The following is a 16,828-nucleotide window of genomic DNA, read 5'->3' as shown; positions in this document are numbered from 1 at the left end:
CGGCAGCGCGCAGCGGGGGGAGCGGCGCGGGCCGGGCCCGGCGTTCGTCAACGGCCCCCCGGCTCAGCTGCGCTTGACGCGGTAGACAGCAAGACTACCACGCCAGTTCGCTCCCCATCGAATCGGCTGGCCTTCGTGCAGCACGACGCGGTCGAGGATCGTGACGCCGACTTCGGGCGCGAGCGCCTCGAAATCCTTGATCGTCAGCACCCGCACGTTCGGCGTGTTGTGCCACTGGTACGGCAGCGATTTCGACACGGGCATCCGGCCGTGCAGCACCGACAGCCGGTGCGACCAGTAGCCGAAGTTCGGGAACGACACGATGCACTCGCGGCCGACGCGCGCCGTTTCGCGCAGGATCGCGGCCGTCTGGTGGATCGTCTGCAGGGTTTGCGACAGGATCGCGATGTCGAAGCTGTGGTCCTCGAACAGGCGCAGGCCGTCCTCGAGGTTCTGCTGGATCACGTTGATGCCGTTCTTCGCGCTCGCGAGTACACCCGCGTCGTTCAGTTCGATCCCGTAGCCGGTGACGTCCAGTTCTTCCATCAGCAGCGCGAGCAGCGAGCCGTCGCCGCAGCCGAGGTCGAGCACCGTCGAGCGCGGCTCGACCCAGCGTGCGATCGTGCGGAAGTCCGCGCGCGCGGACAGGGAATTCAGCGCTTGCTGGTTCATGCACCCACCTCCGTGGCGATTCGTTCGTAATACGCGCGGATCAGGTTGTGATAACGCGCGTCGTCGAGCAGGAACGCGTCGTGGCCGTGCGGCGCGTCGATTTCCGCGTAGCTGACCGTGCGCTTGTTGTCGAGCAGCGCCTTCACGATCTCGCGCGAACGCGCCGGCGCGAAACGCCAGTCGGTCGAGAAGCTCGCGATCAGGTATTTCGCCTGCGTCTGCGCGAGCGCGGCCGTCAGGTTGCCGTCGAACGCCTTCGCCGGGTCGAAGTAGTCGAGCGCGCGCGTGATCAGCAGGTAGGTGTTCGCGTCGAAGTAGTCGGCGAACTTGTCGCCCTGGTAGCGCAGGTACGACTCGACCTCGAACTCGACGTCGAAGCTGAAGTTGTACGCGTCTAGCGCGCCGTCGGCACGGCGCAGCGCGCGGCCGAATTTCTCGGCCATGTCGTCGTCGGACAGGTACGTGATGTGGCCGATCATCCGCGCGACGCGCAGGCCGCGCTTCGGCTTCACGCCGTGCGCGTAGTAGTCGCCGCCGTGGAAGTCGGGATCGGACAGGATCGCCGAACGCGCGACCTCGTTGAACGCGATGTTCTGCGCGGACAGCTTCGGCGTCGACGCGATGTCGATGCAGTGCGCGACGCGCTCCGGATACATCAGGCTCCACGCGAGCGCCTGCATCCCGCCGAGGCTGCCGCCCATCACCGCGGCGAAGCGCTCGATGCCGAACGCGTCGGCGACGCGCGCCTGCGCGTGCACCCAGTCCTCGACGGTGACGACCGGAAAACGCGCACCGTACGGCTTGCCGGACGACGGATCGATGCTCATCGGGCCGGTCGAGCCGAAACACGAGCCGAGGTTGTTCACGCCGATCACGAAGAAGCGGTTGGTGTCGAGCGGCTTGCCGGGGCCGACCATGTTGTCCCACCAGCCGGTGCTGCGCGGATCGTCCGCGTAGACGCCGGCGACGTGATGCGATGCGTTGAGCGCATGGCAGACGAGCACCGCGTTCGAGCGCGCGGCGTTGAGTTCGCCGTACGTCTCGACGACGAGCTGATAGTGGCCGAGCGCGCTGCCGCTTTGCAAGCGCAGCGGTTCGGCGAAGTGCATGGTCTGTGGAGCGACGATGCCGATCGATTCCATTCGTTCCGCCTTATGACTGGGCAGCTAAATGGTGTCGGCGATGCGCGGAGTCGGAGATGCGCGGCTGACGACCTCTTTAGCCGCATTTGTAGTGAACCGCCGGGACGAGGCCCCGGCCGGTTCGCGCGCCCGCAATCGAGTCAGCAAATCGGCGCGCTTCCGACACGCCGCCAAGGAGGCGGCAGGTCGGCAGAGTATAGCGGAATTTGCGGCAAGCGGATTTCGGGGCGGCCGCGGCGGGCCGCCGGCGCATGGTGTCACCACCGGTACTTCGCCGCCAGCTCGCCCTTGACGACCGCATAGTCGGACAGGTTCGACTCCAGCCCGAGGCCGGCCGATACCGCGAAGCGTTTCGACCACTGCCCGGTCGCGCCGATCCGGAATGCCGCGCGATCGCGCGGCACGTCGAACGAGAACGCATTGCCGTCGAGCGTGAGCGTCCGCGACCCGGGGCCATGCCACCAGTTCGCGTCGATGAACGGCCGAAGTTCACGTCCGGACGGCGTGATCGTCACGCCATGCACGCGTACGCCGACGCGGGTCAGCACGTCGGTCGAGCCCTGCCCGTCGAGACGGCCGCCCGCAACGCGATGGGCGTCCGCGCGATAGTCCGACACGACGAGCTGCGCTTCGGGCTCGACATGGAAACGCGTGTCGCCGCGCTCGTAGAAACGGAACGAATAACCACCTTCCAGCGAACCCGTCACGGTGCGCGATCGGTACGAGTCGGCCGCGAGACTGCCGCCGACGCTGTTCGCATAGGCGCCGACCAGGGCCCACGCATCGACGTAAGGGCCGGTCAGAATGTCGCGGTTGCCGTACCAGGTGCCGTACAGGCCGATGTTGTAACCGGACACGCTTCCGCGCGCGGTGGCATCGGCGACGCGCTGCTCGATGGCATTCCACAGCGGGCGAGTCGACCAGCTCGTCTGGCTGCCGTACATGCCCATCGCGCCGACCCGGAAGTGGCCGCCGCGACCGTCGTCGAAACGGAACAGGTCGGCGCCCGCGTGAATCAGGCGGCCGTTTCCGGACACGCTGCGATTGCCGCCCGATATCGATGTGATCTGGCCCTCTGCGCGCAGCCAGACAGCGCCGTCGAACGGGCGTGATGCGGTATCTCCAGTGCGCAGCGTGCGATCTTCCCGCTGATGCAGCGTGTGGATCGCCATCGTCGCGGCGGCGTCGGCATTGGCCAGATACGCGTCGGGCTCGGGTGCGACGGCGCGCGGAGGCGGAGGCGGCGGCGGCGGGATTTCGGGGTGGACAGGCGGTTCGGGATCGACCGGGCCGGGCGGCACCGGCGGCTCGGGCCGCGCGGCGGAAACGAGATACCAGTCGTGTTCCTTTCCGCCGTTTCCGCTGCGCGCGAGCATGTAGTCGTAGCCACCGGCGGACAGCGTGCCGAAGCTGCGGCGGTAACCGTCCGATCCGGTGTCGAGCGTGAATGCGGTGGTATCCGTCGTGCCGCCGTTGCGGGTCTCGACGATCGGGATGCCGACGGTGGTCTGTGCGCCGTTGCCGCCGGCACGCCGGACGGCGATGCCGGTATGGCCGGACGCGTGCCCGCCGTCGATCACGATCCGGTCGGACGGCGATGCGTCGTCGTTCAGCGTCGTGTTGACGACGAGCCTGCCGTCGCGCGCCGCGTAGTCGCCCGAGACGACGAGCGTGCGCGGCGCGCCCGCATCGGAAGCCGCGAATGCGATGGTCGAACCGTTCAGCGCGACGGAGCCGACCGACGAATCCGCGGTGACGGTCCACCGGCTGTTCGTGTCGAGCGACAGCGCGCGTACCGCGTCGGTCGCGCCCGTCCACGCGGCGCCATTGGACAGCACGACATCGGTCACGGCGGGCGACGGCGGGGCGCCGCCGTCCGCCGGCCGGTTCACGATGTCGCCGGCGGCTTGCGCGTCCGTATCGAGCGTCAGCCGCACCGGTGCACCCGAGCGTGCGTCGACGAACAACAGCGTGCCGTTGCCGCCGGCGACGCGCGCGCCGTTTTGCAGCGAGACGCGTGCGTCCGAAACGTCGATCGCGCCGTGCCGCTCACTGACGAGCGAGCCGCCATCGACGGTCAGCGTGCCGCCGTGAATGCCGGCGGCCCACGCGCCGTCGCCAGTCGTGCGCACGTCGGTGCGTGACAGGCCGATCGTGCCGCCGGCGCTTGCCCGCAGCGCCGTGCCGTCCACGCCGCTCGTCGTCACCGTGGCGTCCGTGAGCGACGCCACGGAGCCGGCGCCGCTGGCGAGCACGCCATACGCGCGTTCGCCGCCCGTCGCGATCCCGCCGCGCGTCACGGCGACCTTGCCGCCGAGCCGCGCGACGGCACCGACCGAACGGTCGCCGGCTGTCGTCACGTCAGTGTCCGTTGCAAGCACGACCGGTGTCTCGCTACCTTCCTGCGAGGCATACAGCCCGTGCGTGTTGATGCCTTGCGTGTGCACGTGCGTGCGCGCGAGTTCGACACGGCCGCTGCGCGTGTCGATGCCGAGCGCCTGGTCGCCGTCGGTGGCCACGCGCGCGTCGCTGAACGTGACCGAGGACGCGCCGGGCATGAACAGCCCGGACGCGTAGGCCCCGCTCGTCCGGATGTCGGTGCGAGCAAGCGTTGCATGGATGTCGTCGTAGCTGACGAACGTGCCGTATGCGAAGTCGCCGCTGGTGCGGACGATCGTATCGGTGGCGTTCACGATCGCACCGGGTGCGTTGTTCACCGCGATGCCGTGCGCTTCGCGGCCGCGCGTGACGATCGCGCTGCCGGTGACGTCGACGCGGCTGCCGCTGACGTCGACATAGACGCCGTGTGCACTTCTTCCGTCGGTGTCGATCGAGATGTTTTCGGCTGTCGCGCTGCTGCCTGCGCGAACGTCGATGCCCGTCCCGATGAACCCGCGGGTGCGGATTTCAGTGTCGCGCAGCGCAATGCGCGACCCGTCGCCGAAAGCGGAAGCCCCCGACGAATAGGTGCCGGTCGCGAACAGCCGCGTCTTGCCGGTGGTGGTCAGCATGCCGCCGTTGACTGCGGAAAACACCGGGCTGGCGAAGTTGCTCGTCGAATAGTCGCCGGGAGCGGTTTCCAGCGTGACGCCGTCCGCGCGTTGTGCGCCGCCGTCGGTGATCTGGGCCGATGATGGCCACGGGATGATCGCGCCGGCAAGCAGCGCGGCACGCGCGAGCAGCGTTGCGCGCGGTGCGGACGGCAGCGAACAGCGCGGCGCGGCCACGGCGCGCTGTCGGCCGGAGGACGTCTGACAATGCGGAAACTCGCGATTCACCTGATCACTCCCGTTGTATTGCAAACGGGTGAAAATTAACCCGATCAGAGGGAATGCGATATTGGACGAGTTCGAATTGCGACGCAGCGTCGGCTGCATCGCGAGCGCGCCGGACGCGCGCGTCAGGCGCCGGTCATTGCAGAATCAGCCGCAAATGCGCGTCGGCCTGCTCGCCGGGCGATTTCTGGAACCCGCCCTTCGCGAAGCGGTGCCACCTGCCGATCACATAGCTGACGAGCAGGCTTGCGCGCGCGGCCGGGTCGTAATCGGCCGGCAGCGGGAAGGGCGCCGCACCGTCGGGTGCGGCAGCCTCCGTGCGCGCGACCCGCAGGCACTGCTTGACGGTTGCCTCGATGCGGTCGAGCAACTGGTTCACGCGCTCGGTGAGCCGCTCGTCCTCGCCGACCAGCGCCTCGCCGGTCAGCACGCGCGTCATCCCCGGGTTCTTCGCAGCGAAATTGAGCATCGTCAGCGCGATCGTGCGCGCCTGCTGCACGCCGTTCGGCTCCTTCGCGACGATCTGGTTGACGAGGCCGAACAGCGACTGCTCGATGAACTCGATCAGCCCCTCGTACATCTTCGCCTTGCTCGGGAAATGGCGGTACAGCGCTGCTTCCGACACGTCGAGCCGGGCCGCCAGCGCGGCCGTCGTGATCTTCTCGCGCTTCGGCGCCTCGAGCATCGTCGCGAGCGTCTGCAGGATGTGCACGCGGCGCTCGCCCGGCTTCGGGCGCGTACGGGTGCGGGTGGGTGATGCCTGATCGTCCGTTACGGCTTGGTCCTGCGGGTGAGTCGGCTGCATTTCTGTCGCCCCGATCGAGTGCCCAGTCGAAGCGATTTTAACGAACGAATCCGCTGGTCGACATAAAGCGGGCGGCCGGTACCCGGCAGGTGGCCGGGAAGATGGCCGGTAATCCAGACCGTGCCGATGCCGAGGCGCTTGTAGCGCTTCAGGTGGCCGCGCGTGTCCTCGACGAGGATCGCGTCGGACAGGCGCGCATGCACGGCGCGCAGCGTTCGGCGCAGCATCATGTGGTCGGGCTTCGCGCGCCACGTGCGGCGGTCGCGCATGTGCTCGATCGCGATCACGCGCTCGAACAGCCGCTCGATGCGCAACTCGCGCAGCACCGCGCGCGCATAGTTCTCCGGCGCGTTGGTCAGCACGAACTTGCGGCCCGGCAACGCGGCGATGATGCGTGCGAGGCCGCGCTCGGCGCGCACCATCGCGGGAAGATCGGTGAACGTGTGGACCACGCGCAGGAAGTCGTGCGGATCGATCGGGTGATGGCGCGCGAGGCCGAGGAGCGCGGCGCCGTAGCGCTGCGTGTAGCCGGTGCGCAAGCGGTCGGCTTCGGCGCGCTCGACGTTGAGCGTGTCGATGATGTATTGCGTCATCGCACGGTTGATCTCGGGAAAGATCGCGTGCGATGCGTGGTGCAGCGTGTTGTCGAGATCGAACAGCCAGACGGGCGCGCCGGCGCGCGGCCGGCTGCGCGAGATGCGCCGGCGCCGCAGCGGGGCCGGCAGGTCGGGGCTGGGGGGCTTGCGGCGCGCGCTCAATGCGAGCGGATCATCGTGCCGAACGGCTGCTCGGTCAGGATTTCCAGCAGCACCGAGTGCTCGATCCGGCCGTCGACGATGTGCACCGACTTCACGCCGCTCTTCGCGGCGTCGAGCGCCGACGAGATCTTCGGCAGCATGCCGCCCGAAATCGTGCCGTCTTCGAACAGCGCGTCGATCTCGCGCGCGGACAGATCGGTCAGCAGGTTGCCGTCCTTGTCCATCACGCCCGGGATGTTGGTCATCATCAGCAGCTTCTCGGCGTTCAGCACCGTGGCGAGCTTGCCCGCGACGAGGTCCGCATTGATGTTGTACGACAGGCCGTCTTCGCCGAAGCCGATCGGCGAGATCACCGGGATGAACGCGTCGTCCTGCAGCGCCTTCACGACCGCCGGGTTGATCGCCTCGACTTCGCCGACCTGGCCAATGTCGATGTACTGGCCCGGGTTGTCGCGGTCCGGCATCAGCAGCTTGCGCGCGTGGATCAGGCCGCCGTCCTTGCCCGTCAGGCCCACCGCGTGGCCGCCGAAGTGGTTGATCAGCGTCACGATGTCCTGCTGCACTTCGCCGCCCAGCACCCATTCGACGACTTCCATCGTCTCTTCGTCGGTGACGCGCATGCCCTGGATGAAGGTGCCGGCCTTGCCGATCTTCTTCAGCGCCTGGTCGATCTGCGGACCGCCGCCGTGGACGATCACCGGGTTGATGCCGACCAGTTTCAGCAGGATCACGTCGCGCGCGAAGCCTTGCTTGAGCCGCTCTTCCGTCATCGCGTTGCCGCCGTATTTGATGACCACGGTCTTGCCGTGGTAACGGCGGATGTACGGCAGCGCCTCGGCGAGGATTTCTGCTTTCAGCGTGGGGGCGATCTGCGAGAGGTCGATGGGCTCGGACATGGCGGCGGCTCAGGCTGGGAACGATTGAAACACGGCGAATTGTACAGGAGTGGCGCAGCGCAGCATCGGGTTTTTGGGCTGGCCGGAAGGCGGTCGGCGCGGGTCGGACACCCTGCGCGGCGGCCCGCTGGCTATGGCGCTGCGCGATGCGGGCGGCGGTGCGCGGGCAGTGGCGGCGGGTTGGTCCGCGCGCGTTCGCGACGAACCCCGGCCGGACGACCGGCGTGCAGGATCCGCCCGCCGCGCTATGCTTGTCGCGTGGGGCGACTTCACGCCCGCTTCCGCGATTCCGCCATGACCGATTCCGCCGCCGCCGACCGTTCCGCCCCGCGCCGCGTGCGCTGCCCGCACTGCGGGCGCGGCTTCGACTGCGGCGCGCGCACGCAACCGTTCGAATGCTGGTGCGCGTCGATGCCGGTGCTGCCCGGCGGCACACAGCCGGTGGCCGGCGCGCGCTGCCGGTGCCCCGAGTGCCTGGCCGACGAAATCGCGCAGCGCCTGGCCGGCACGGCCGGCTGACGGCGCTGGTCGTGCATGCGGTCCTCCCGTTTGCCCGCTCCGATCCGGCCCCGCTAGAGGCGCCGCCCGCTAAACGGGTAAACTGCCCGGATGCAACGAATCACCACCACCGGGCGCGTCAACCTCAGTCACCTGTTCTGGCTTCGCAATCTTGCGATCATTGGCCAGCTCGTGACGATCGGCGTCGTGCAGACCTATTTCGGCGTGCATCTGCCGTTGCCGGCGATGCTGATGGTCATCGCGCTCGAAATCGTTTTCAACGCGCTGACCTGGGTGCGCGTGCTGCGCGCGCGGCCCGAGACCAATTTCGAGCTGCTCGGCCAGCTGTGGGTCGACCTCGGTGCGCTGTCCGCGCTGCTGTTCCTGTCGGGCGGCACGACCAACCCGTTCGTGTCGCTGTACCTGCCGTCGCTCGCGATCGCGGCGGCCGTGCTGCCGTGGCACCTGATGATCTGGCTCGCGGCGTTCGCGGTTGCGTGCTACGCGGCGCTCGGCTTCGATTCGGTGCCGCTCAACATGGATAATCCCGCGAACCTGTTCGACTACTACCGCACCGGGATGTGGGCGAACTTCATGGTCAGCGTCGGGCTGATCGCGTGGTTCGTCGCGCGCATGTCGAATGCGCTGCGCCAGCGCGATGCGGCGCTCGGCGAAGCGCAGCAGCACCTGCTGCGCGACGAGCGGGCGGTCGCGCTGGGCGTGCAGGCCGCCACCGTCGCGCACGAGATGGGCACGCCGCTGTCGACGATCGCGATGCTCGCCGAGGAGTTGCGCGACGCGGCGCGCGCCGATCCGGGGCTGGCCCGCTACGAAGCCGACCTGAAGGTGCTCGAGGAACAGATGACGCTCTGCACGTCGGCGCTCGCGCGCCTGCGCAGCCGCGCGAGCGCGCCGGCGAGCCGCCAGCCGGTGGACGACTGGCTCGACACGTTCGTCGAGCACTGGCGCCTGCGGCATCCGCACGTGCAGTTCGAGCTGCTCGGCGCGCGTCCGGCGGGCGTCGCGCTCGACGACACGGTCGCGGCCGGCCAGATCCTGACGATCCTGCTCGACAACGCCGCGCGCGCGAGCCCGCAGCGCGTCACACTGGCCGCGAAGGTCGCGCACGACCGCTCGGCCGACGAGATCGAATTCGAGGTATGCGACGACGGGCCCGGCATTCCGGCCGCGCTGCGCGAATCGCTCGGCGCGATGCCGGTCGACAGCACGCAGGGCGGGCACGGGGTCGGCCTGTATCTCGCGTTCAGTGCGGCCGCGCGGCTCGGCGGCGAGATCGAACTGTCCGATGTCACGCCGCGCGCGGCGGGCGGCAACGGACGAGCCGGCGGTGCGGCGAATGGCCACGCCGCTGCCGCAGCGGGCCAACGCGCGGGCGAACGCGCGACCGAACGAACGGCCGGCACGCCGGACAGCCGCCCGGCCGGCGCAACCGCCGGGCGCGGCACGCGGGCCGTGCTGCGCCTGCCGGTCGTGCGCGTCGCGGCGCCGGCCGCCTCAACCAACACGTAGACGGAGAAACCACATGAGCGAGAACAATTTCCTGGTGATCGACGACAACGAGGTGTTCGCGGGCACGCTCGCGCGCGGCCTCGAGCGTCGCGGTTACGCGGTCCAGCAGGCGCACGACAAGGAGACGGCGCTCAGGCTCGCCGCGGGCGGCAAGTTCCAGTTCATCACCGTCGACCTGCATCTCGGCGAGGATTCGGGCCTGAGCCTGATCGCGCCGCTGTGCGACCTGCAGCCCGATGCGCGGATTCTGGTGCTGACCGGCTACGCGAGCATCGCGACCGCCGTGCAGGCCGTGAAGGAAGGCGCCGACAACTATCTCGCGAAGCCCGCGAACGTCGAGTCGATCCTGGCTGCGCTGCAGACCAACGCGACCGAAGTGCAGGCCGACGAGGCGCTCGAGAATCCGGTCGTACTGTCGGTCGACCGGCTCGAATGGGAGCACATCCAGCGCGTGCTCGCGGAGAACAACAACAACATCTCGGCGACCGCGCGCGCGCTGAACATGCACCGCCGCACGCTGCAGCGCAAGCTCGCGAAGAAGCCGGTGCGGCAGTAAGCGGCGCGCCGCGGCCGCCGCCGCGGGTGGCGATGCCGTACGACGGGCGGTGCGGGTTGCGATGGGCGATCGCGCATGCGGGCAGGCCGTGCCCGGCTGTCTGCCGGACGCCCCAACGAAAACGGGCGACCCGCCGGGTCGCCCGTTTTGCATTCGCCGCCGCGCGCGTTACAGCACGTAGCGCGACAGGTCTTCGTCCTGCGACACTTCGCCGAGCGCCCGGTCGACATACTTCGCGTCGATCGTCACGCGCTCGCCGGCGTGGTTGCCCGCCGAGAACGACACTTCCTCGAGCAGCTTCTCGATCACCGTGTACAGCCGGCGCGCACCGATGTTCTCGGTCTTCTCGTTGACCGCATACGCGATCTCCGCGAGGCGACGGATGCCGTCCTGGGCGAATTCGAGCTGCACGTCCTCGGTCGCGAGCAGCGCCTGATACTGCTTGACGAGGCTCGCGTCGGTCGCGTCGAGGATCGCCTCGAAGTCTTCCACCGACAGCGATTCGAGCTCGACGCGGATCGGGAAGCGGCCCTGCAGTTCCGGGATCAGGTCGCTCGGCTTCGCGAGATGGAACGCGCCGCTCGCGATGAACAGGATGTGATCGGTCTTCACCATCCCGTACTTCGTGTTGATCGTCGTGCCTTCGACGAGCGGCAGCAGGTCGCGCTGCACACCCTGGCGCGACACTTCGCCGCCACTGCCTTCGTTGTTGCGCGACGTGATCTTGTCGATCTCGTCGAGGAACACGATGCCGTTCTGCTCGACGTTCTGCACGGCCTTCGTCTTCACTTCCTCGTCGTTGAGCATCTTCGCCGCTTCCTCGTCGGTCAGCAGCTTCAGCGCTTCCTTGATCTTCACCTTGCGGCGCTGCTTCTTGCCGCTGCCGAGGTTCGAGAACATCGAGCGGATCTGCTCGGTCATCTCTTCCATCCCGGGCGGCGCCATGATGTCCATGCCGGCCGACGGCTGCTCGAGGTCGAGCTCGACTTCCTTGTCGTCGAGCTGGCCTTCGCGCAGGCGCTTGCGGAACGTCTGGCGCGTCGCGTTGTTGTCGTCGTTCGCGTGTTCGGCATTGCCGCCGAAGCCCACCGCGCGCGGTTGCGGCAGCAGGATGTCAAGGATGCGGTCTTCCGCCTGGTCGGTCGCCTTGCTGCGCACCTTGCGCATCTCGGATTCGCGCGTCTGCTTGACCGAGATCTCGATCAGGTCGCGCACGATGCTGTCGACGTCGCGGCCGACGTAGCCGACTTCGGTGAACTTGGTCGCTTCGATCTTGATGAACGGCGCATCGGCGAGCTTCGCGAGGCGGCGCGCGATTTCGGTCTTGCCGACGCCCGTCGGCCCGATCATCAGGATGTTCTTCGGCGTGATTTCCGTGCGCAGCGGATCGGCGACCTGCTGGCGGCGCCAGCGGTTGCGCAGCGCGACCGCGACGGCCTTCTTCGCCTTGTTCTGGCCGATGATGTGCTTGTCGAGTTCCGAGACGATCTCGGCAGGGGTCATGGTGCTCATGGTGCGGTCCTTACTCGATCGTTTCGATGATGCGGTTGTGGTTCGTGTAGATGCACATGTCGCCGGCGATCCCGAGCGACTTCTCGACGATCTCGCGCGGCGACAGATCGGTGTTCTCGACGAGCGCGCGGGCCGCGGCCTGCGCGTACGCGCCGCCCGAGCCGATCGCGCAGATGCCGCCTTCGGGGTCGAGCACGTCGCCGTTGCCGGTGATCACGAGCGTGGTGGTTGCATCGGCCGTGATCAGCATCGCCTCGAGGCGGCGCAGCATCCGGTCGGTGCGCCAGTCCTTCGCGAGCTCGACGGCCGCACGGGTCAGGTTGCCCTGGTGCTTCTCGAGCTTCGCCTCGAAGCGGTCGAGCAGCGAGAACGCATCGGCGGTGCCGCCCGCGAATCCGACCAGAACCTGGTTGTTGTAGATCCGCCGCACTTTCCGCGCGCCACCCTTCATGACGATGTTGCCGAGGGTTACCTGGCCGTCGCCGCCGAGCGCGACCTGGTCGCCGCGCCGGACCGAAACGATGGTCGTGCCGTGAAATTGCTCCATCTGCGTTCCTTGAGAAAAACGGGGAAGAGTCGGGCGGCGCGAGGCGCCGCCGCGTGAATCGCAGTGCGCCGGGGAGCGGCCCGGCGCGCGTCCGTTTCATTTTAGGGCGCGCGCCGGGATATCAAGAGGCGGGAGGCAAATCGGCCGGGAACCGGTGCCGGAAAAACAAAAAGCGCGCGGCAGGCCGCGCGCTTTCGGGAAGCAGCGTGTCGGAGCGGAACGCCGCTCGATCAGTCGCCGAACAGCTTCTGGCGCAACTCGCGGCGCTCCTGCGCCTCGAGCGACAGCGTGGCGGTCGGACGCGCGAGCAGGCGCGGAATGCCGATCGGCTCGCCGGTTTCCTCGCACCAGCCGTAATCGCCGGAATCGATGCGGGCGAGCGACTGCTGAACCTTCTTGAGGAGCTTGCGTTCGCGATCGCGCGTACGCAGCTCGAGCGCGTGCTCTTCCTCGATCGTCGCGCGATCGGCGGGATCGGGCACGATCACCGTTTCGCGCAGGTTCTCGGTCGTCTGGCCTGCATTCTTGAGGATGTCCGCCTGCAACTGTTCGAGCCGATTTTTGAAGAAGGCGAGCTGATCCTCATTCATGTAATCCTTGTCGCTCATCTTCAGGATTTCGGCTTCGGTCAAGAGTTTCTTCGTCATCTGCTTGCTTCTTCAATGTGCGGCAAATCAAGAGATATTGCCTGCACTTTGGGATTACCCGCAACCGCGTTTGCATTCATTTGCGATTTGCCGCCGCGGGGCCGAAAGCCTCTGGAAAACCGGTTCTCAAATACCAGGATAGGCCTGGCGCGGATTTGCGCGCGCGGCGAACCGGTATGCTGCGCGGCAGATCGCATCGGCCGCGGCCGGGTGGCGGATTGGCGATCCGGCGCGGTTGCGATGCCCGGAAAACTGGTTCAGCAAGAACCGGGCCTGTTTGTTGCCGTACTCCAGCGGGCACGTATTGTAACTGAATCGCAAGCGGGCGCCGTATCGGGTCGATCCCCGTCGGCTGCGCCAATATCTAGAAAATATAACGCGCAAATTGGGAAAAAGCGATGACGGCGAAACCCTGCCCGCACGCCGCCGCCGGGGCCGCCGCGAAAGCGGCCGCGCGGGCGGGGCGAAAAGGGGCGAAAACGGCGCCCGCGCGCGTCAGGCGAGGCAGGCGTCGAGGCCGTCGGTGATCAGGTCCTGCGGCAGGTCGACGCCGATGAACACCATCTTGTTGGTCTTCTTCTCGGCCGGCAGCCACTTGGCGGCGAGATCGCTGCCCATCATCTGGTGCACGCCCTGGAATACCACCTTGCGGTCGACGCCCTTCATGAACAGCACGCCCTTGTAGCGCAGCATCCGCTCGCCGTAGATCTGCAGGATGCCGCCGAGGAAGTCTTCCAGCTTGTTCGGATCGAACGGGCGGTCGTTGCGGTACACGAACGACTTGATCTTGTCGTCGTGGTGCGCATGGTGGTGATGGTGGTGGCCGTGGTCGTGATCGTGCGCGCATTGACCGTGATCGTGGTCGCAATCGGCGTGATCGTGATCATGGGCGTGCTCGTGGTGATGGTGCGCGTGATCGTCCTCGGCGAGGAAGTCGGGGTCGATCTCGAGCTTCGCGTTCAGGTTGAAGCCGCGCAGGTCGAAGATTTCCTTGATGTCGGCTTCACCGAAGTTCACGACCTTGATCGCCGCCTTCGGGTTCATGTGCATCAGGCGGTGCTTGAGGCCGGCGACGGTCTGGTCGTCGACGAGATCCGACTTCGTGATGAACAGGCGGTCGGCGAAACCGACCTGGCGCTGCACGACTTCGTGTTCGTCGAGCTGCGCGTCCGCGTGCTTCGCGTCGACGAGCGTGATGACCGCGTCGAGCAGGAAGTCGTCGGCGATTTCGCTGTCGATGAAGAAGGTTTGCGCGACGGGGCCCGGGTTCGCGAGGCCGGTCGTCTCGATCACGATGCGGTCGAAGTCGAGCTTGCCTTCGCGCTTCTTCGCGGCCAGATCGCCGAGCGCGCGTGCGAGGTCGCCGCGGATCGTGCAGCAGATGCAGCCGTTGCTCATCTGGATGATCTGCTCGTTCGAATCCTGCACGAGGATTTCGTTGTCGATGTTCTCTTCGCCGAACTCGTTCTCGATCACGGCGATCTTCATGCCGTGCTGTTCGTTCAGGATGCGCTTGAGCAGCGTCGTCTTGCCGCTGCCGAGAAAGCCGGTAAGGATGGTGACGGGAGTGGCCATGTCGGTCGCCTGTGGTTCGTGAATCGGGGTCAAAACCAGGATGTGCGTCGCGCCCTCGCGTGACGAGCCGGGGCGCACAACCATCCATTGAAACATACCTGTCAAGCCCCCGCCCGTCGTCCGGACGACAGGCGAAAGCGCTGGCCCGCCAGGCGAGGCCGGCGGATCGGGGTGTCCGCCAAGATCGGGGCGATCAGACGATTTGCAACAGCAGGCCCTTCAGATATTCGCCTTCCGGGAACGCGGCGAGCAGCGGGTGATCGACCCCGGCGCCGAGCCGCTTCAGGATGCGCGCGTCGACCTTCGCGTCGGCTGCCGCGCCGGCGACGATCTTCTGGAACAGGTCCATGTCGATCGCGCCCGAGCACGAGTACGTGAACAGCAGGCCGCCCGGACGCAGCAGCTTGAAGCCGCTCAGGTTGATGTCCTTGTACGCGCGCGCCGCGCGATCGACGCTGTCGCGGGTCGGCGCGAACTTCGGCGGATCGAGCACGATCAGGTCGAAACGCTCGCCTTCGTCGACGAGACGGCGCAGCGTCTTGAACGCGTCGGCGTCCAGCCAGGTCGCGCGTTCGGCGTCGAAGCCGTTGGCGACGACGTTCTGCTGCGCGAGCGCGAGCGCATCGCCCGACGAGTCGATCGACACGACGCGTTTCGCGCCGCCCTTGAGCGCCGCGAGCGAGAAGCCGCCCGTGTAGCAGAAGCAGTTCAGCACGTCGCGGTCGGCCGCGTACTGCGCGACGAGCGCGCGGTTGTCGCGCTGGTCGACGTAGAAGCCCGTCTTGTGGCCGTTCGGCACGTCGACGTGATAGCGCACGCCGTTTTCGTTCGCGATCAGCGTCGCGGGCGGCGCGTCTCCTGCCAGCACGCCGGTCGTCTGTTCGAGCCCTTCCTTGTCGCGGATCGACACGTCCGAGCGCTCGTACACGTTCGGGCAGCCCGTCGCGCCGGTGAGCGCCGCGACGATCGCGTCCTTCCACGCTTCGACGCCCGCGGCCATGAACTGGCAGACGAGCTGGCCGCGCGGCGCCGCGCCGGCTTCCGCGGTGTCCGCGACGTAGTAATCGACGATCAGCCCCGGCAGCCCGTCGGCCTCGCCGAACACGAGCCGTACCGCGCCCGTGCCGGACACCATCGTCGTGCGATGCGCGACCGCGCGCTGCACGCGGCGCTTGAAGAACGCATGGTCGATCGGCTCGTTCTCGTCGAAGCTCCACACGCGCACGCGGATCTGCGACTGCGGGCTGTACGCGCCGCGCGCGAGAAAGCGGCCGTCGTGCGTGCGCACGATCACGGTGGCGCCGGGCGCGGGCTTGCCGTCGACACGGTCGATCGCATTGGCGTAGATCCACGGATGGCGACGCAGCAGCGATTTTTCCTTGGACGGCTTGAGTGTGACGGTTTGCATGATGGGATCGAAATGGGCCGCGCGCGACGCCGACCGTTGCCGGTCGCCGCGCGCGGCGGGTAACACGGGACGCGCGTCAGTCGCGCTTCTTCGCGCGCGGATGCGCGCTGTCGTAAATCTTCGCGAGATGCTGGAAGTCGAGCGACGTATAGACCTGCGTCGCGGAGACGCTCGCGTGGCCGAGCAGTTCCTGCACCGCGCGCAGGTCGCCGCTCGATTGCAGCACGTGCGTCGCGAACGAGTGGCGCAGCACGTGCGGGTGGACGTTGGCGGGAATGCCGGCGGCGAGCGCCGCGCGCTTCACGCGCTCGCGCACGACGCCGGGCGACATCCGGTTGCCGCGCACGGACACGAACAGCGGATGCGGGTCGTGCTTCACGAACTCGCCGCGCACCGCGAGCCACGCATTCAGCGCATCGATCGCCTTGCGGCCGACCGGCACCTTGCGCTCCTTGTTGCCCTTGCCGCGCACGGTGACTTCGGCTTCGGCGAGATCGAGCCAGCCGGCCGAACGGTAGCCGTCGGCCTGCGTGTACATGACGTCGAGCCCGATCAGCTCGGCCAGGCGCAGCCCCGACGAATAGAACAGTTCGAGGATCGCGTGATCGCGGATGCTCTCGGTCGTGCCGGCGACCGGCGCGTCCATCAGCGCCGACGCGTCGTCGACCGACAGCGCCTTCGGCAGCGTTTTCGGGCGCTTCGGCGCGCGCACCGCGGCAACCGGGTTCGCGGGCATCTCGATGCGCTGCGCGAGCCAGCGGTAGAACGCGCGCCATGCGGACAGCCGATGCGAGATCGACCGCGCGGACAGCCCGCCCGAATGTGCGCGCGCGACCGCGCCGCGCATGTCGGCGGCCGTCAGCGCTTCGAGCGGGCGGCCGGCCGCGAGCTTCTTCAGTTCGTCGAGTTCGTGCGTGTACGCGCGCAGCGTATGTTCCGACAGCTGCCTGACGTGCTTCAGGTTCGACAGGTAGGCGGCGACCGGATCGTCTGTCATCGCGTGCGCG

Annotated in this window: 15 protein-coding genes; 3 read left to right on the top strand and 12 right to left on the bottom strand. The window is 67.8% G+C overall.

Going from position 1 to position 16,828, the window contains the following annotated elements:
• Positions 1-63: 63 nt before the first annotated feature.
• From metW to argB, 6 genes are all read right to left on the bottom strand, one after another.
• A complete protein-coding gene (gene metW / locus LXM88_RS21845; protein WP_021156285.1) occupies positions 64-672 on the bottom strand; it encodes a methionine biosynthesis protein MetW in 609 nt (202 codons plus the stop codon).
• Positions 669-1,814, bottom strand: coding sequence for a homoserine O-succinyltransferase MetX (gene metX / locus LXM88_RS21840; RefSeq protein ID WP_262537950.1), 1,146 nt, complete (start codon positions 1,812-1,814; stop codon positions 669-671). Before metX ends, metW begins: the two co-directional genes overlap by 4 nt.
• 257 nt (positions 1,815-2,071) lie before the next feature.
• Positions 2,072-5,041, bottom strand: coding sequence for an autotransporter family protein (locus LXM88_RS21835; RefSeq protein ID WP_262537948.1), 2,970 nt, complete (start codon positions 5,039-5,041; stop codon positions 2,072-2,074).
• Positions 5,042-5,225: 184 nt separating this feature from the next.
• Positions 5,226-5,894, bottom strand: a complete 669-nt coding sequence (gene slmA / locus LXM88_RS21830; RefSeq protein WP_262537945.1) for a nucleoid occlusion factor SlmA — start codon at positions 5,892-5,894, stop codon at positions 5,226-5,228.
• Positions 5,861-6,652 carry a pyrimidine 5'-nucleotidase gene (locus LXM88_RS21825; RefSeq protein WP_262537940.1) on the bottom strand — a complete coding sequence of 264 codons (792 nt, stop codon included), beginning with the start codon at positions 6,650-6,652 and terminating at the stop codon, positions 5,861-5,863. The genes slmA and LXM88_RS21825 overlap by 34 nt, the downstream gene beginning before the upstream one ends.
• Entirely contained in the window at positions 6,649-7,548 is a 900-nt protein-coding gene (gene argB, locus LXM88_RS21820) for an acetylglutamate kinase (RefSeq protein WP_006754950.1), read from the bottom strand. Before argB ends, LXM88_RS21825 begins: the two co-directional genes overlap by 4 nt.
• 294 nt (positions 7,549-7,842) lie before the next feature.
• Between argB and LXM88_RS21815 the strand changes: the two genes are divergently transcribed.
• From LXM88_RS21815 to LXM88_RS21805, 3 genes are all read left to right on the top strand, one after another.
• Positions 7,843-8,067, top strand: coding sequence for a cysteine-rich CWC family protein (locus tag LXM88_RS21815; RefSeq protein ID WP_262537937.1), 225 nt, complete (start codon positions 7,843-7,845; stop codon positions 8,065-8,067).
• A gap of 90 nt (positions 8,068-8,157) precedes the next feature.
• Entirely contained in the window at positions 8,158-9,576 is a 1,419-nt protein-coding gene (locus LXM88_RS21810; RefSeq protein ID WP_262537935.1) for an ATP-binding protein, read from the top strand.
• A gap of 13 nt (positions 9,577-9,589) precedes the next feature.
• The gene (locus tag LXM88_RS21805) at positions 9,590-10,132 is read left to right on the top strand and encodes a response regulator transcription factor (protein WP_011546464.1); all 543 of its coding nucleotides are present in this window, start codon (positions 9,590-9,592) and stop codon (positions 10,130-10,132) included.
• Positions 10,133-10,300: 168 nt separating this feature from the next.
• Here the strand turns inward: LXM88_RS21805 and hslU are convergent, their stop codons facing one another.
• The 6 genes from hslU to xerC form a co-directional block, all read right to left on the bottom strand.
• Complete coding sequence (gene hslU / locus LXM88_RS21800; RefSeq protein WP_262537931.1) at positions 10,301-11,644, bottom strand: ATP-dependent protease ATPase subunit HslU; 1,344 nt, start codon at positions 11,642-11,644, stop codon at positions 10,301-10,303.
• 10 nt (positions 11,645-11,654) lie between these two features.
• Positions 11,655-12,191, bottom strand: a complete 537-nt coding sequence (hslV, locus tag LXM88_RS21795) for an ATP-dependent protease subunit HslV (protein ID WP_069618205.1) — start codon at positions 12,189-12,191, stop codon at positions 11,655-11,657.
• A gap of 230 nt (positions 12,192-12,421) precedes the next feature.
• Positions 12,422-12,838 (bottom strand): RNA polymerase-binding protein DksA, encoded by a 417-nt coding sequence (gene dksA, locus LXM88_RS21790; RefSeq protein ID WP_006477498.1) that lies wholly within the window; start codon positions 12,836-12,838, stop codon positions 12,422-12,424.
• A 495-nt stretch (positions 12,839-13,333) separates the two neighbouring features.
• Entirely contained in the window at positions 13,334-14,509 is a 1,176-nt protein-coding gene (locus LXM88_RS21785; protein WP_262537844.1) for a CobW family GTP-binding protein, read from the bottom strand.
• Between the two features lie 97 nt (positions 14,510-14,606).
• Positions 14,607-15,821, bottom strand: a complete 1,215-nt coding sequence (locus LXM88_RS21780; protein ID WP_174421409.1) for a class I SAM-dependent rRNA methyltransferase — start codon at positions 15,819-15,821, stop codon at positions 14,607-14,609.
• A 76-nt stretch (positions 15,822-15,897) separates the two neighbouring features.
• A complete protein-coding gene (xerC, locus tag LXM88_RS21775; RefSeq protein ID WP_262537838.1) occupies positions 15,898-16,818 on the bottom strand; it encodes a tyrosine recombinase XerC in 921 nt (306 codons plus the stop codon).
• Positions 16,819-16,828 lie beyond the last annotated feature (10 nt).

The sequence above is a fragment of the Burkholderia sp. S-53 genome (assembly GCF_025560745.1).
GTDB lineage: Bacteria > Pseudomonadota > Gammaproteobacteria > Burkholderiales > Burkholderiaceae > Burkholderia > Burkholderia pyrrocinia.
The sequence above is the reverse complement of the archived record's forward strand: the minus strand, read 5'-3'. Positions and strand labels throughout refer to the sequence as shown.

Coding starts and splice junctions, on each gene's coding strand:
- metW (WP_021156285.1), bottom strand. CDS start 672: ATGAACCAGCAAGCGCTGAATTCCCTGTCCGCGCGCGCGGACTTCCGC.
- metX (WP_262537950.1), bottom strand. CDS start 1,814: ATGGAATCGATCGGCATCGTCGCTCCACAGACCATGCACTTCGCCGAA.
- slmA (WP_262537945.1), bottom strand. CDS start 5,894: ATGCAGCCGACTCACCCGCAGGACCAAGCCGTAACGGACGATCAGGCA.
- argB (WP_006754950.1), bottom strand. CDS start 7,548: ATGTCCGAGCCCATCGACCTCTCGCAGATCGCCCCCACGCTGAAAGCA.
- LXM88_RS21815 (WP_262537937.1), top strand. CDS start 7,843: ATGACCGATTCCGCCGCCGCCGACCGTTCCGCCCCGCGCCGCGTGCGC.
- LXM88_RS21810 (WP_262537935.1), top strand. CDS start 8,158: ATGCAACGAATCACCACCACCGGGCGCGTCAACCTCAGTCACCTGTTC.
- LXM88_RS21805 (WP_011546464.1), top strand. CDS start 9,590: ATGAGCGAGAACAATTTCCTGGTGATCGACGACAACGAGGTGTTCGCG.
- hslU (WP_262537931.1), bottom strand. CDS start 11,644: ATGAGCACCATGACCCCTGCCGAGATCGTCTCGGAACTCGACAAGCAC.
- hslV (WP_069618205.1), bottom strand. CDS start 12,191: ATGGAGCAATTTCACGGCACGACCATCGTTTCGGTCCGGCGCGGCGAC.
- dksA (WP_006477498.1), bottom strand. CDS start 12,838: ATGACGAAGAAACTCTTGACCGAAGCCGAAATCCTGAAGATGAGCGAC.
- LXM88_RS21785 (WP_262537844.1), bottom strand. CDS start 14,509: ATGTTTCAATGGATGGTTGTGCGCCCCGGCTCGTCACGCGAGGGCGCG.
- LXM88_RS21780 (WP_174421409.1), bottom strand. CDS start 15,821: ATGCAAACCGTCACACTCAAGCCGTCCAAGGAAAAATCGCTGCTGCGT.
- xerC (WP_262537838.1), bottom strand. CDS start 16,818: ATGACAGACGATCCGGTCGCCGCCTACCTGTCGAACCTGAAGCACGTC.